The following is a 14,896-nucleotide window of genomic DNA, read 5'->3' as shown; positions in this document are numbered from 1 at the left end:
AAAGTATGAGGGAGAAATAAATAATAACAAGCGCAATAGTAGATCTTTAATTATTTTATACTCTTATTGCGATACAATACTCATTCCTATCAATTACACTCGACGTGACACACTAGATGTTGATTAATAAACAAGCAAAACCATTTTCATTGGTAGAAAGCTCCTGTCAATCTTCGAGGAAATCAGATACCAGGGCGAATCAGCTCATGAAGTGCAGGGCTAGTTCAATCCGGGACATCTCCCTGGCTGCCCGCGATCACCGCAAATCGATCTGCTAAAGCTGTTAAACTCGCCTGATGCAACGTGACTGCGTCTAGAACGCCACCGCCAACCATCGGTAGATCCCTTGTTGCGCAAGCCTCCCCGATGATTGTATTTCTGTAACCAAGATCCAAAGCAGCTCGAGCCGTTGAGCTAACGCACATATGGGTCATAAATCCGCATATAATCAGTTCCTTGCGCCCAATGCGGGCCAGTTCATCCGCCAGGGTGGTGCCGGCAAAGGCGTTCGGCAATGGCTTCTCGATGACAATTTCCTCCCTATCCGGAGAAGCCTGGGGAACAATTTGGCCGTTTGCAGCGGCTCGGTCAAAGGCACCTCCTGCCGCACCCTTATGCGCTACATGAATGACTGGAGAGCCTAAATTCCTCGCTCTAGACAAGATACCGGATACCGCCGACAACGCCCTCTGAACACCAGGTAAAGGAAGCATTCCATCTACATACTCCTGCTGGCAGTCAATTATTATCAATGCAGCGTCAGACAGCGCACAAGGGGTCGTATTTGCACCGGAAAGTGATAGCAGAGTTTTGGGGTCAGGCATTACAATCTCCATCAGTAAATCGATCTGTGGCAAATAGTAGTCCTGCATTTTTGCAAATAAAATGATTAACTTTGCCAAAATAACCTGCAATTATGCAGAATGAACTGGAATGATCTTAAATATTACTTAGCGATAGTGAGACAGGGGACATTATCTTCTGCTGCACGTGAACTTGGTGTAAATCAAACAACTGTTTCGCGGCGGCTGAATATTCTTGAAAAGCAACTTGAGACACCGCTTATCCAAAAAATCGACGGCAAATATATCCCGACGGATATCGGCCAGAAAATTTTTGAGCACACACAGTCAATTGAACTCGATGCCGTGGCGATAACGCATATTGTCACCGATCAAGATACCTCTCCATCAGGCATAGTACGTGTCACCGCCGTCGAAAGTCTGATAAACCATTTTCTCATTCCAAAAATCGAACTTTTCCACGACCAGTTTCCAAACATCAAAATTGAATTCATCGCAGACAGTGAGAATTTGCAGTTAAATAGACGGCAGGCAGATGTCGCGATCAGATTAGCGCGTCCGACTGAGGGAGACATGGTGATTAGCAAGCTTGCCCAAATAGGTTTCTCGATTTACGGCTCTTCCGTATATGTATCAGAATACAGGGCAGAAAAATTCGAAGATAGGCCCTGGGTTGCTTATACAGAATCCCTGGCTCAACTTCCAGAAATGCGGTGGTTGGCGTCAAATGTCAAAAATGCAGATATTCGCTTGATGAGCGGTTCAGCTCTTTCATTGGCGACTGCTATTCGGGCAGGAGTGGGAATTGGTATCCTGCCATGTCAGCTGGGCGATCCTTTTCCAGGTATATGTCGGCTTTCGGAAGACGAGCCCATAGTATCGCGAGAAGCCTGGCTTCTAATAAACAAAGACCTAAGGAATACGCCAAGAGTTCGACATTTCGCCGATTGGCTCAAAAGGACCGTATCGGAAAACGTAAATTTTCTCAGTGGCGAGACAATAAATAGCCCTAAATAATGCTGTGATATCGCTTCAATAAATCGATCAGTTGTTGATGATCTTTTTCGCCAAGGCCACGAATGACATTCATTTCAATTTCACGAATCATAACATCCAAATCCTTGAGTTCCTGACGGCCGTCATCGGTCAAACTGACAGAGTAGGCGCGTTTGTCGTTGGTTGCTGGTACGCGGGTTATGAACCCGTTTTTCTCAAATTGATTTAAAATTGGAACCAACGATGATCGGTCAAGACCTGCCGCTTCTGCTATGGCGGATTGAGTTCGGCCAGGATTCTCATCAATAATTGCCATTACAGAATACTGTCCGGTCGCTAGATTCCTTCCGGCGACTTTGGACACTCTGCTCAGAGCCTTCAAAATAGCCTTTCGCATGTGAAAACCAACGATTTTGTCTAAAGAAGACAAAGTAAGTTCTTTGGTTTGGTCGTTTCCGACCACTATTGCATCTTCATTCATATATTGCGCACCCAGATTAACGATCCCGCCCCATCGCCTTAAATGGGATCTGACAATCAGTTTAGCCGTATCTTCGGATCGAAAACAAGTCCGTCAGATCTATTCGATCGTTCTTTTAAAATACTTCAGCCCAGCTTCTGCACATTCCATATCCTGAGCTGGTGTACCAGAACTCAATCCAATACCTCCCACAACCTCACCATCCACCACAACCGGCAATCCTCCACCAACACTCGATAGCCGTCCGCCTACTTCCGTATGGATACCAAACGCCAAATTTCCGGGGACATTGGCAGCGTTGTATTCATGGGTCGCTTTTTTGGCAGCTGCGGCGGTAAAAGCTTTGTCTTGAGAGATTGTAATGCTTGTGACCTTGCCCCCGTCCATCCGCTCAAAGGCAATGAGATTACCGGACTCATCGACTATGGAAATACACATCGGTATTCCAATGTCCCGGGACTTTTCACGTGCCCCGTCAATGAGAATGAGTGCATCACTGTGGGAGAGTCGATTTATTGTAAGCATATTTCTTTGCCTCACATTATGACTATAGAATCTGTTTCCTAACGAGCTTTTGCTTCGATGCGCCGCGCATGCAAGATGGGCTCTGTGTATCCACTTGGTTGTTCTTTACCTTTAAAAACCAACTCGCAAGCAGCCTTGTAAGCAATCGAAGCCTCAAAATTACCGGCCATCGATTGGTATAAGGGATCGTCAGAATTCTGATTGTCCACGACAGCGGCCATGCGTTCCATGGTTTCTGTAACTTGTTCAGGAGAGCACACGCCATGATGCAGCCAATTGGCAATATGCTGGCTGGAAATCCGCAAGGTTGCCCTGTCTTCCATAAGACCAATATCATTAATATCCGGTACTTTGGAACAGCCAACTCCCTGATCAATCCATCGCACAACATAGCCCAGAATTCCCTGCGCATTGTTATCAAGCTCAGCACTGATTTCAATGTCCGACAAATTTTGGCCTGCGAGCAAGGGTGGCGTCATAATAGCGTCAAGACTCGCCCGTCCCCGCGACGCTATTTCAGCTTGCCGGCCTTTGACGGAAACACGATGATAATGAATAGCATGGAGGGTCGCAGCTGTTGGTGAAGGCACCCATGCACAGTTGGCACCTGCCAGTGGATGGCCGATTTTTGCTTCCATCATTTTTGCCATTTCGTCTGGCATCGCCCACATTCCTTTGCCAATCTGAGCATGGCCAGGTAAGCCGGTTTCCAACCCGATATCAACGTTCCAATCTTCATATGCTGCTATCCACGGCTCTCCCTTAGCGGCGTCTTTTCGCATAAACGGTCCAGCTTCCATACTTGTATGTATTTCGTCGCCTGTCCTATCCAGGAACCCGGTGTTTATGAAGAATACGCGCTCAGAGACCGCTCGAATGCATTCTTTCAAATTAACAGTCGTCCGCCTTTCCTCATCCATTACACCGACTTTAAGTGTGTTACGAGCCAGGCCAAGGCCTTCCTCAACAGCAGCGAAGAGATCGTTTGTAAAAGTTACCTCTTCCGGTCCATGCATTTTCGGCTTAACAATATACACACTGCCAGAGCGGCTATTTTGCAGTTCGCCCGGATTCCTGAGGTCATGCAATGCACATAAAGCTGTCATTACTACATCCAAAATGCCTTCTGGAATTTCAGTTCCGTCTGCCTCAACCACGGCATTTGTAGTCATCAGATGCCCAACATTCCGAACCAGCAATAAACTTCTGCCATGTAGTCTTAGCTTTCCTCCGGTTACATCTCGATACAACCGGTCTGGATTAAGAGTACGTTTTATTATCTTGCCGCCTTTTTCGAAACTATCCTCAAGATCTCCTTTCATCAACCCGAGCCAATTTCGGTAAACAAGTGCCTTATCTTCAGCATCAACCGCAGCAACGGAATCCTCTGCATCCTGAATTGTTGAAAGTGCTGATTCCATAATGACGTCTTTTACTCCGGCGGGATGGTCTTTTCCGATGGGGGCGTCGCGATCAATTTGAATATCCAAATGCAGGCCATTCTTTACCAGCAAGACAGAAGTTAGCTCTTCTTCACCGAGATATCCTACAAATTGATCGGGGTTAGCGAGGCCAGCCGTGGTACCATCTGCCAAAGTAACTGAGAGCCGTTGTCGCCCACCTTCCGCCTGTAAACTATATCTGTGAACTGACCCATGGCTCCCATTGGACAAAGGCGCTGCTTCATCAAGAACAGATGCAGCATGAGAAACAACAGCAGCACCGCGGACAGAATTGTAGCCGGTTCCTTTCTCGCATCCATTTTCTTCAGACAGAACATCTGTTCCGTAAACAGCATCGTATAGACTGCCCCAGCGCGCATTCGCGGCATTCAGCGCGTACCGGGCATTCATCACAGGAACAACCAACTGCGGTCCGGCCACAGTGGATATTTCCGGATCGACATTTTCAGTTGTAACTTTGAAAGCTGGTCCTTCGGGAACCAGATAGCCTATGTCTAGCAAAAAATTCTTATATGCAGCAGCATCATGCGGCATGCCTTTTCTGTCTAGATGCCAGGTATCGATTTTATTCTGAAGTTCGTCTCTCTTAGATAGGAGTTGACGATTGCGTGGCGCAAATTCTCTAACCACGCGATCAAGTAATTCCCACACCTTATCTACGTCAATATTCAGCCCTGGGAGAATTTCGTTTTGCACTAAATCAGCAATTTCAGTTGCGATCAATAAATTACCTGTGGTGATACGCGCGTTCATCTAACAACCTTCTTCATTTTTTTTCACAAGAGTATTGTGAGAATTTCAAGGCGCCCCTGCCCACAAAATTTTCGGCATACTGACATAATTTCCGCGATCGCGGAAATTATTAATCTGATTGCATTAAAGTTTAGGATAAATGGAAAATTGCATTCGGTTTATGAGTGTTTCCTGATCACCTAATTGCGCCTAGAGCTCAGCAAAGTGCTCTTTTCCTGTGTCTCTATCATTGAAGTAAACACGCTTGCCGGAAACATAGGTGGCGCGGGTCGCACGATCATCACCCATAATCATCAAAACGAACAATATTTCCTCCAGCGACTGGGCATACTCAAGGCGGTAATCAATGATGGGTGTCGCCTTTAAGTCCAAAACCGTGATATCTGCTTCATATCCTTTGGCAATAGTTCCAATTTTATCCTCAAGATATAAGGCGGCTGCCGCCCCGCGAGTCGCGAGATAAAAGGCGTGATGAGCACTCAATGCATATCCAGCCAATTGCGCAATTTTATATGCCTCATTCATGCTTACAAGCTGCGAGAAGTTAGTCCCGCCACCCAAATCAGTCGCCAATCCAGTGCGGACCTTATTTGGCCCGGTCATTGCGGTTTCAATACTGAACAATCCGCTACCAAGAAAGAGGTTAGATGTTGGGCAATGCGCCAAAGCCGTTCCCGTTTCGGAGAACACGCGAAAATCATCTTCCTTAAAATGAACGCCATGACCATAAATTGCCCGCGGACCTAGTTGATTGTAATGGCTATAGACGTCAACATAGCTGCTTCGATCAGGATATAGATCCGCAACCCAGGCAATCTCTCCAATATTTTCGGAGATATGAGATTGCAAGTAAGTTCCGGGATGCTCCTGCCATACTGCGCCCGTCATTTCCATTTGCTCCGGAGAACTTGTCGGAGCAAATCTTGGTGTTACACTATAAAGAGAGCGTCCCTTCCCATGCCATTTGGCAATGAGATCCTTCGTTTGATCATATCCGGTTTGTGGCGTATCCAGCAAACCATCAGGCGCATTTCGATCCATTAGGACTTTACCAGCAATATTGCGCATGTTGAGTTTTTCAGATTTTTCGAAAAACGCATCCACGGAAGTTGGATCAACCGTGCAGAAAACCGATGCAGTCGTAGTTCCGGCACGGAGTGTTTCTTTCAAAAAGATTTCTGCGGCCTGAGAAGCATGAATTTTATCAGAAAATTTCTGCTCCGCGACAAAAGTATATTTATTGAGCCAATCAATCAGCTGAGCGCCATAGGCGCCAATGATTTCGGTTTGCGGATAATGGACATGACAATCTATAAAGCCCGGACAAATAAGGGCATCTTGATAAACATCAATCGGAATATCGGGTGCTAAAGTCGCTAGCATCTTCACCGCGGAACCTACTTCCAAAATATGGCCGTTTTCCATAATCAGAAGACCGTCCTCTTCGTAATACAAACAATCTTCCAGGGGTTCTGTAAACGGATTGCCCTGGAAGGATAGAATTTGCCCTCTAATCGCTGTCTTCATCTTTTTCTCAATTAGCTTTGGTTTGGGGGTAAGTGCAAAGTGACATCATCTTTTACCACTTCCATAACGACATAAGTATGTGTTTGCAATACGCTGGGTAGTTTCGAGATTGCATTACCCAATAACTCTCGATAAGAGGCAATATCGCGTGTTCTGACTTTCAACAGATAATCGAAACCGCCAGCTACCATCAAACAAGATTGGATCTCGGGAATACGGCGCACCGCGTCATTAAATTCTTCCAGATCCCTTGCAGTCGTTCCGGATAATTGAACCTGAACCATAACAATATGTCCCGCGTCAACTACTTGAGGGTTCAATTGCGTAAAATAACCGGATATTACTCCTGATTTTTCGAGGCGCTTGATACGTTCCGCACAAGGCGTCTTAGTCAGATTTACCCGTTTCGACAAATCGACGACAGAAAGCCGCCCATTCTCCTGCAATTCCTTGATTATTCTGTAGTCTGTTCTATCAATTCTATCTGTCACCATGCATTTGTACCGTTTATTGAAAAAATAAAGACCTATCGTCTGAATAATGCCTCAAATAAGTAATAAATCCTACGGCTTTCTTACTATGTAATTAAAATCAACATTAACCAGTTAAAAGTCTAAAAATGGGGATATCTGGGCCGCGCATTCTGTCTGGTAGCATTTTCCTATAAGACAACTACAATATAAAGATGTCAGAGTATGGAGATGCTATAATGACAACTAGAATTCTTTTGACCTTTGTCACTTTACTTGCCTCAACAAGTACAGCCCATGCGTTGGAATTTCATTTAATCGATGACAAGATCAACGAATTTTTCACCCCTCTTTCTGCCGCTGCTCTAGAGACTATGTTCTATTCCGTCCCCATAGCAGGTGTGAGCTTTCCTCTCATCGTTGGCTGGCTGGTATTAGCCGCAACGATTTTTACCATTTATTTCAAGTTTGCGCAGTTTCGTAAAATTGGACATTCCTTTGCAATCCTTCGCGGCGATTATGATAAACCTGGCGAAACCGGCGAAATATCTCATTTCAAGGCCCTCACAACAGCCCTGTCAGGTACTGTTGGTCTAGGCAATATCGCGGGGGTTGCTGTAGCTGTTTCCCTCGGAGGTCCCGGCGCCACTTTCTGGATGATTGTCGCTGGCTTGCTCGGTATGTCGACAAAATTTGCAGAAGCAGTTCTGGGGGTCAAATATCGCCAAGTTAATGCAGACGGCTCCATTTCTGGTGGGCCAATGTATTATCTGACACAAGGGTTTGCCGAGCGCGGGCTTGGAGGTATCGGAAAGTTGCTGGCGATCATGTTTGCAGTTTGCTGTATCGGCGGCGCCATAGGTGGCGGAAACATGTTTCAGGTTAATCAGTCTTTTGATCAATTTGTAACTGTAACAGGCGGCGCGGAAAGCTTCTTTGCTGGTAAGGGCTGGCTTTTTGGTCTCATAGTTGCCGCCGTTATTGGCAGCGTGATTATTGGGGGTATCAAATCCATCGCAAACGTAACCAGCAAACTCGTCCCACTGATGGCGGTCGTCTATTTGGGAGCGGGCATGGTTATTCTGGCCATCAACTACGGCCATATCGGATGGGCCGTTAGCGAGATTTTTGCAGGCGCCTTCACTGGCCAGGGTGTTATCGGTGGTGCCATTGGTGCCTTGATTGTCGGATTTCAGCGGGCTGCTTTTTCCAATGAAGCGGGAATAGGCTCAGCGGCCATTGCCCATGCGGCGGTAAAAACGGATGAACCTGTCACCCAAGGCTATGTAGCTATGTTGGGTCCGTTCTTCGATACCGTGGTGGTTTGTGCCATGACTGCGTTGATAATCATAGTAAGTGAAGCCCACCTTACAGATTTATCAGGTGTTCAACTCACCTCCGCTGCATTTGAAACTGTTTTGCCCTGGTTTCCCATATTGTTGACCGTCGCCGTTATCTTGTTCGCGCTATCGACGGCAATTGCATGGTTTTATTTTGGTCTCAAATCCTGGACATATTTGGTTGGTGAAAGTCGCAAAAAAGATCTTTGCTTCAAGCTCATTTTTTGTGCCTTCACGGTGGTTGGTGCAAGTGCAGATTTAGCCCCCGTCATCGACTTCTCGGATGTCATGATATTCGCCATGTCGATCCCGAATGTTATTGGGCTGTATCTCTTGATGCCGGTTGTCAAAGCAGAAGTAGAAAAATATTGGCAAAAAATGGCGACAGGTGAAATATCCAGTAACAGACGAGCTTTTGCTACGTAACTTCAAAACCGGCTCGCACTCTCGCGGGCCGGTTTTCCTCTTTTTGCAACGACCTGATCGCAAAAAGTTGTAAGGTTTTTATCAAAATTTTTGGGACGAAGGTCCTCTAATTGACTAGAATACAGGCGTAAAATTTGCCTGTTTCGAGGAATTAGAAAATACAATGTCCATTTTTTCAAGTGCTGTACGCACCGTAATCCGCCTTGCAGCTTTTTCCAGTTTTATTGTCGTTTCGGCGTCAGCAATCCCTGCCTCTGCCGAAGATGCAGAATTTAGAAATTGGGATGACGTCGTTGCCGCTGCTAAAGGGAGCTCCGTGAATTGGTTTATGTGGGGTGGCGCAGATAACATTAATCAATATGTATCCGATTGGGTCGGCAATGAAGTCAAAGAGAAATACGGCGTTACTCTCAACAGGGTTGGCATCAATGATACGGCGGAGGCCGTTAATATTGTACTGGGAGAAAAGCAGGCTGGCATAGATGATAAAGGCACAGTTGACCTGATATGGATAAATGGCGGCAATTTTCGAACAATGAAACAAGGGAATCTGATCTTTTGTAATTACCTCGATCTGTTACCGAATAATAAACTCGTCAATTGGCAGGACCCGTCCATCGCCAATGATTTTGGATTGCCTGTGGACGGATGTGAGGTCCCCTGGAACCGCGCTCAATTTGCGTTTGCCTATGATGAAAAACGCACACCCCAGCCACCAAAAAGCATTGCCAGTCTCATTGAATGGGTCAAATCCAATCCAGGCCAATTTACCTATCCCGCTGCAAATGATTTTAATGGCAGCGTGTTCATTCGCCATGTTTTTTATTACGCGGCAGGAGGGCCGGAAAGCTTGCTAGGCGACTTTGACCAGGCAAAATTTGACGCCGTCGCCCCTAAAGCCTGGGCTATTCTAAACGAAATGAAGCCGAACTTGTGGCGGGAGGGTAAAACCTATCCAAATTCCATTACAACATTGGCACAACTTTACGCCAATCAGGAAGTGGCTCTATATTTTAATTATGACCCTGCAATTTTCGGGATCAATGTGGAAAATGGTACCTTTCCGGCCAGCACCAGATCCTACGGTTTGGAAAATGGCACGATTGCCAATACGAATTACGTCGCAATACCTTATAATTCACCGCGCAAAGCTGCAGCAATGATTTTGGCCAACGAACTTCTGTCCTTTTCTGCACAATACACGAAAGCTAAAGCGGATGTTTGGGGTGCGACACCGGCCATCGACCTCTCAAGGCTCGATCAAAAGTCGCGAGAGGCGTTTAATGCCCTGCCTCGAAATCCGGCAGTTATCTCTCCAGAAGCCTTAGCCCGGAAAAGCTTGCCTGAACTAAATCCAAAATGGATTAGTGCCATAGAAAAAGGTTGGCAGAAAAATGTCGCTGAATAAGGTCCTATTTTGCTACAGTAGTTCAAATTTCATATTCCTGTAGCAAAAGGTAACAATGGCCGATCGGTGGAAAATTGTACTGTTGTTGTCGCCTACCGTTCTGGTCATTGTCACTCTATTTCTGGGCGGTATGGGGTTCGGCTTCGCTCGAAGCCTGAATTACATGCCCATCATAGGATTGGATAGTCCAAATTTTGATGCCTATATATCGATTTTGACTTCCAAGGCTTTTTATTTATCTGCAATTCTCACGGCATATATATCACTGGTCTCAACTCTAATATCCTGCGCCTTAGCCATCGGCGCTGCGTTGATACTACGCCGAAGTTTCATTGGCGGACCAATTGCAAATTTTCTCTTCCAGGTAAACCTCACCATCCCGCATTTGGTCGGCGCCATCGGAATTCTATACCTGTTTTCTCAATCCGGTTTTTTTGCCCGTCTTGCACATGAATTTCACTTGATCAGTCAACCAGGTGAATTTCCGGCAATGATATACGATCCTTTGGCAATTGGCATAATCCTACAATATGTGTGGAAAGAAGTTCCGTTTATCGGTGTCATAATTCTTGCCAATATGCAAAGTTTTGGAAATGACTATGAATGCGTAGGCCGTTCTCTTGGCGCTAACCGGTGGCAGAATTTTCGGTATGTATTACTGCCAATGATATTTCCGGGCCTACTCTCAGCGGCAATGATTGTCTTTGCATTTACTTTCGGAGCTTATGAAATTCCTGCCCTTTTAGGACAAAACCACCCCGCCTCACTTCCTGTCCTAGCGTATCAGAAATTTACAGAGGTCGATTTGGGATCACGACCAGAAGCAATGGCACTTGCGATAATAATCGCCGTTCTAAGCGGCGCATTGATCCTCGGCTACGCCTGGGCGGCACGTCGCCGCATTCGATCTTAGGGTGTTGGTATGAGCAACCTAAGTAAACCAGAAAAGCAAAATGGGCTATCTAGGCTCGGCTGGCTCTCTTTAGCTCTGCTTATAACCTGGCTTATTTTGCCATTGATACCACTGGCGCTCTGGTCCGTAAGCCAAAGCTGGTTTTTCCCAGATTTATTTCCGTCGAAATACAGCCTGCGCGCCTGGAGCTATGCCTTATCATCCACGTCTGGCGTGCCTGAAGCTTTGTGGACGAGCACTGTTATAGCATCCGGAACAACAATTCTTGCGGCTATCATTGGCATTCCAGCAGGACGCGCTCTCGGTCTTTATAATTTTAGGGGTAAGGCCTTAGTAGAACTCCTCATTCTTGCACCGACCATAGTTCCGGGAATCGCTGTTGTTCTCGGCCTTCATGTGATTTTCTTGAATCTTGGACTTGCCAACAATGTGGGCGGCGTGATGATTGTTCATCTCATTCCGACATTGCCATATATGGTATTGGTGATGGCCAGTGTTTTCGCAAATTATAAACCTGAGGCCGAAGCCCAAGCTCGCAGTCTGGGTGCTTCGCCAATCGCAGTATTCTGGTTCGTCACCCTGCCCGCTATCATGCCGGGGCTTATTATTGGATCGTTTTTTGCTTTTCTTGTCTCCTGGAGCCAATACATACTCACGTTAATAATCGGCGGTGGATTGGTTGTAACCGTTCCATTGTTGCTATTCAATTTTGCAACATCCGGAAGGAACGATATTACTGGAGCGATCGCCCTTCTGTACATACTGCCGGGTATCATCGTGTTACTTGTAGGGGCCAAAAAGCTATCTGCTCGAAATACTCTTGCCAACAGAGCCAATCAATTATGACCGAAATCCATATTGAAAAACTCACGAAGCAGTATGGCAAAAATTTAGATCCAGCCGTGGAATCTCTTTCCCTAATTGCAGAATCCGGAAAGATGACCGTCATTTTAGGACCCTCAGGTTGCGGAAAATCAACAGTACTGAAAGCCATCGCCGGCCTGATTTCTCCCGACCAAGGCGATATTAGATTTGATGGAAAAACCATTCTCTCCACACGGCCAGAGCGCCGAAACGCCGTCATGATGTTTCAGGATCACTTATTATTTCCCTACATGAATGTCGGTGAAAATGTTGGATTTGGGTTGAAAATGCGGAAACGCGCAAAAGGTGAAATTCAACAACAAGTCTTGAATATGCTGGACCGGGTTCAATTGAGCGGTCTTGAACATCGAAAACCCTCTGAGCTGTCTGGAGGTCAACAACAACGCGTAGCGCTTGCCCGGGCATTGATCGTCAAGCCGGATGTTCTTCTTCTCGACGAGCCGCTGTCAAACCTGGATGCCCATTTGCGCCTTGAAATGCGGGACCTAATCAAAACGCTACAGCAGGAAATGCGAATTACGACATTGTTTGTCACCCACGATCAAGAAGAGGCGGTCATTCTAGGTGATAAGCTGGCATTAATGTTAAACGGAAAGCTCCGACAAACCGGAAAGGCGGAGGATTTTTACAATCGCCCTGAAGACCAGACCGTTGCCCGTTTTTTTGGAGGCCGAAATTTTATTGCAGGTCTCAGCTCAAACAATATTTTTACATCTTCAATATCAAAATTTCGGCTGCTGTCTGACTGCATCGCCGGAACAGGGGTAATTACAATTCGACCGGAAAACGTGACAGTTGATGCGCCCGCCAATGCTGAAAACAGTTTTTCTGCGCTCCTGGTAAAAAAAACATATCTTGGAACACAGACAAGATTGCACTTCACCCGCGGCAGCGAAAATTTTGAGGCCCTGGTCAACCCTGAAGCCGCGCACTTACTGAGTGATGGACAAGAGGTGCGTGTGGCTTTCCCCAAGCAATCTCTTTGGATGTTAAACTAAACGATCCAGATAGTCTGATATCGTTTGATTTGCTCTATCGGGCCCAATCTCGGCAATTCTGATCAGTTGGTCAAAGTGAGCCGTCAGTGCCCGAATATGCTCGACAGAATTCACGACCAAATACAAGTCTCCTAAATATATGGCTGCTCTGAGCGGTCCAAACAATGTGTACGCCGCAGCATAAACTTTACGTGCATCGAACAGAAACAACCGAAATGTAGGATAAAGCTCCTCAATCAATTGCCGCATGTTCTCCAGCTGGTCTCTACGAATGTCAATCGGTACCTGGCTCCAAACTCCCTGACCTTTTGCGACCTGCTCTATGGTCTGAAACGGCATGCAGACTTCAATATCTGTTTCCGGCCGCCGTGAGTAGACAAGCTGATCATGGGTTTGTTGGTCCCGGGCTTTTCGCTCTCTTATGGAATAGTCACCGAACTCAAATTTACTTAAACCTTCTGTTCGAAGTAAGTCTGGTAGCGTACTGGGAACATAACGGATTTTATAGCCTACAGCTTCCAAATGCCATTCTGCCAGTTTGTCACTGGCGGATGTTTCAGCCATTCGCTCCACTTCCAGCATTGGTACTGCTTCGCTGTCCGTTTCGTCATTTGCAATTAGCCCCATGAGCCAGTCTACGGAAACACCATAGGTGCGTGCGATCGCACATAATGTTTCGGCGCGAGGTAATCTTGTAGAGCCGGGCGCAAGGAATTGGCTGAGTGCGGATCGATCAATTCCCACACTGACCGCAAATTGACTGAGGTTAAAGCCTTTGCGAGCCAAGAGCAGCGCCATGCGATCCCGGAAAATTTCCGCAACATCCCGTTTATCCGTCCCTTCAACATGAGTTTGTTGTATTTTCACACCAATTCCAATCTAAAGTCATACAAAAAAACTATAATAACGTTATACCATATAAATTAGCGAATTGTATCATTGTAATAACACCTTCGATGAGGAGATAATCTAGTCGACTTAATTTGGAGGTATCTGTGCGATTACGAGATCAAAATGAATGGAGGACACTTCTCCTTATTGGAGGAGTGTATATTATGTGGGGAGCAATCGTATTTGCCTCAGTGCAAATACCTGGTTGGCTGCTATTCATGGCACTAATCCCCGTCATTACCCTGCATTCCTCGTTACAGCATGAGTGCATTCATGGTCATCCGTTTGAATCACAAGTGATAAACGACATACTGGCTTTTATGCCAATGGGTCTGTTCCTGCCGTACCTGCGGTACAAGGAATTACATTTAGCGCATCATCAAAAGGCCAGCATTACGGATCCACTGGAGGATCCGGAAAGCTGGTATCTAACAGCAGATCAGTGGCAAAATACGCCAAAGCCGCTCAAAATGCTGCTTCAGGTAAATAACACACTTCTGGGCAGGTTTGTCCTAGGACCGCTTCTTGGTACAGGACGTATGGTATTGGGCGATATTTCGAAGATGCGGCAGGGAAACAAGCAACTCGTCCTCATGTGGACTTCTCATTTATTTACATGCGCCGTACTTCTATCAATTCTCGGCGCATTTGGGCATGTTTCCCTTTTAATGTACTTCGCAGCGGCTTATGTCGGAATGTCCATATTGATGATCAGAACTTATTTGGAACATCAGTCCCATCCAAGCATGAGAGCACGATCCGTCATTATCGAAGACCGGGGTCTTCTTAGCTATCTTTTCCTGAATAACAATCTTCATGCTATTCATCACGCCTACCCGACAGTCGCCTGGTACCAATTGCCCGGTCTTTTCAGAAAGAACCGAGAGCAGTTCCTGAGTCTTAACAGAGGATACAGGTTTGGCACTTATGGTGACGTTATTCGTCAATATGCATGGGTCCGGAAAGAGCCTGTTATATTTCCAAATAAAACACGCCAAAATAGGGATGGCTGAAGAA

General features: G+C 46.2%; 14 protein-coding genes. 7 read left to right on the top strand and 7 right to left on the bottom strand.

Going from position 1 to position 14,896, the window contains the following annotated elements; all coding sequences use genetic code 11:
- Positions 1–224 precede the first annotated feature (224 nt).
- Positions 225–824: a cysteine hydrolase family protein gene (locus NBZ79_RS01890; protein WP_251934914.1), complete on the bottom strand. Its 600-nt coding sequence runs from the start codon at positions 822–824 to the stop codon at positions 225–227.
- 99 nt (positions 825–923) lie between these two features.
- On the opposite strand from NBZ79_RS01890, the gene NBZ79_RS01885 reads away from it, so the two are divergent.
- Positions 924–1,820 (top strand): LysR family transcriptional regulator, encoded by an 897-nt coding sequence (locus NBZ79_RS01885; RefSeq protein WP_251934912.1) that lies wholly within the window; start codon positions 924–926, stop codon positions 1,818–1,820.
- Here the strand turns inward: NBZ79_RS01885 and NBZ79_RS01880 are convergent.
- The 5 genes from NBZ79_RS01880 to NBZ79_RS01860 form a co-directional block, all read right to left on the bottom strand.
- Complete coding sequence (locus NBZ79_RS01880) at positions 1,813–2,280, bottom strand: MarR family winged helix-turn-helix transcriptional regulator (RefSeq protein WP_251934911.1); 468 nt, start codon at positions 2,278–2,280, stop codon at positions 1,813–1,815. The two genes, NBZ79_RS01885 and NBZ79_RS01880, sit on opposite strands and share 8 nt — an antisense overlap.
- A 99-nt stretch (positions 2,281–2,379) precedes the next feature.
- A complete protein-coding gene (locus NBZ79_RS01875) occupies positions 2,380–2,805 on the bottom strand; it encodes a GlcG/HbpS family heme-binding protein (RefSeq protein ID WP_251934909.1) in 426 nt (141 codons plus the stop codon).
- Between the two features lie 38 nt (positions 2,806–2,843).
- Positions 2,844–5,021, bottom strand: a complete 2,178-nt coding sequence (locus tag NBZ79_RS01870) for a malate synthase G (protein ID WP_251934907.1) — start codon at positions 5,019–5,021, stop codon at positions 2,844–2,846.
- Positions 5,022–5,210: 189 nt separating this feature from the next.
- Positions 5,211–6,548: a guanine deaminase gene (guaD, locus tag NBZ79_RS01865; RefSeq protein WP_251934905.1), complete on the bottom strand. Its 1,338-nt coding sequence runs from the start codon at positions 6,546–6,548 to the stop codon at positions 5,211–5,213.
- A gap of 11 nt (positions 6,549–6,559) precedes the next feature.
- Complete coding sequence (locus tag NBZ79_RS01860) at positions 6,560–7,027, bottom strand: Lrp/AsnC ligand binding domain-containing protein (protein WP_476749697.1); 468 nt, start codon at positions 7,025–7,027, stop codon at positions 6,560–6,562.
- Between the two features lie 230 nt (positions 7,028–7,257).
- Here NBZ79_RS01860 and NBZ79_RS01855 point away from each other — a divergent pair, with 230 nt between their 5' ends.
- The 5 genes from NBZ79_RS01855 to NBZ79_RS01835 all read left to right on the top strand — a co-directional run bounded on the left by NBZ79_RS01855 (position 7,258) and on the right by NBZ79_RS01835 (position 12,988).
- The gene (locus NBZ79_RS01855) at positions 7,258–8,784 is read left to right on the top strand and encodes an alanine/glycine:cation symporter family protein (RefSeq protein ID WP_251934901.1); all 1,527 of its coding nucleotides are present in this window, start codon (positions 7,258–7,260) and stop codon (positions 8,782–8,784) included.
- Between the two features lie 163 nt (positions 8,785–8,947).
- Positions 8,948–10,192 (top strand): ABC transporter substrate-binding protein, encoded by a 1,245-nt coding sequence (locus NBZ79_RS01850; RefSeq protein WP_251934899.1) that lies wholly within the window; start codon positions 8,948–8,950, stop codon positions 10,190–10,192.
- A gap of 55 nt (positions 10,193–10,247) precedes the next feature.
- On the top strand, positions 10,248–11,105 hold the full coding sequence (locus NBZ79_RS01845) for an ABC transporter permease (protein WP_251934898.1): 858 nt from the start codon (positions 10,248–10,250) through the stop codon (positions 11,103–11,105).
- A gap of 9 nt (positions 11,106–11,114) precedes the next feature.
- A complete protein-coding gene (locus NBZ79_RS01840; RefSeq protein WP_251934897.1) occupies positions 11,115–11,951 on the top strand; it encodes an ABC transporter permease in 837 nt (278 codons plus the stop codon).
- On the top strand, positions 11,948–12,988 hold the full coding sequence (locus tag NBZ79_RS01835; protein WP_251934896.1) for an ABC transporter ATP-binding protein: 1,041 nt from the start codon (positions 11,948–11,950) through the stop codon (positions 12,986–12,988). The genes NBZ79_RS01840 and NBZ79_RS01835 overlap by 4 nt, the downstream gene beginning before the upstream one ends.
- Here NBZ79_RS01835 and NBZ79_RS01830 read toward each other — a convergent pair.
- Complete coding sequence (locus NBZ79_RS01830) at positions 12,980–13,855, bottom strand: helix-turn-helix domain-containing protein (protein ID WP_251934895.1); 876 nt, start codon at positions 13,853–13,855, stop codon at positions 12,980–12,982. The two genes, NBZ79_RS01835 and NBZ79_RS01830, sit on opposite strands and share 9 nt — an antisense overlap.
- A gap of 188 nt (positions 13,856–14,043) precedes the next feature.
- Between NBZ79_RS01830 and NBZ79_RS01825 the strand changes: the two genes are divergently transcribed.
- On the top strand, positions 14,044–14,892 hold the full coding sequence (locus NBZ79_RS01825; RefSeq protein ID WP_251934894.1) for a fatty acid desaturase: 849 nt from the start codon (positions 14,044–14,046) through the stop codon (positions 14,890–14,892).
- The last annotated feature ends 4 nt before the right edge of the window (positions 14,893–14,896 follow it).

Source organism: Sneathiella marina (assembly GCF_023746535.1).
In the GTDB taxonomy this organism is placed as follows: domain Bacteria; phylum Pseudomonadota; class Alphaproteobacteria; order Sneathiellales; family Sneathiellaceae; genus Sneathiella; species Sneathiella marina.
The sequence above is the reverse complement of the archived record's forward strand: the minus strand, read 5'-3'. Positions and strand labels throughout refer to the sequence as shown.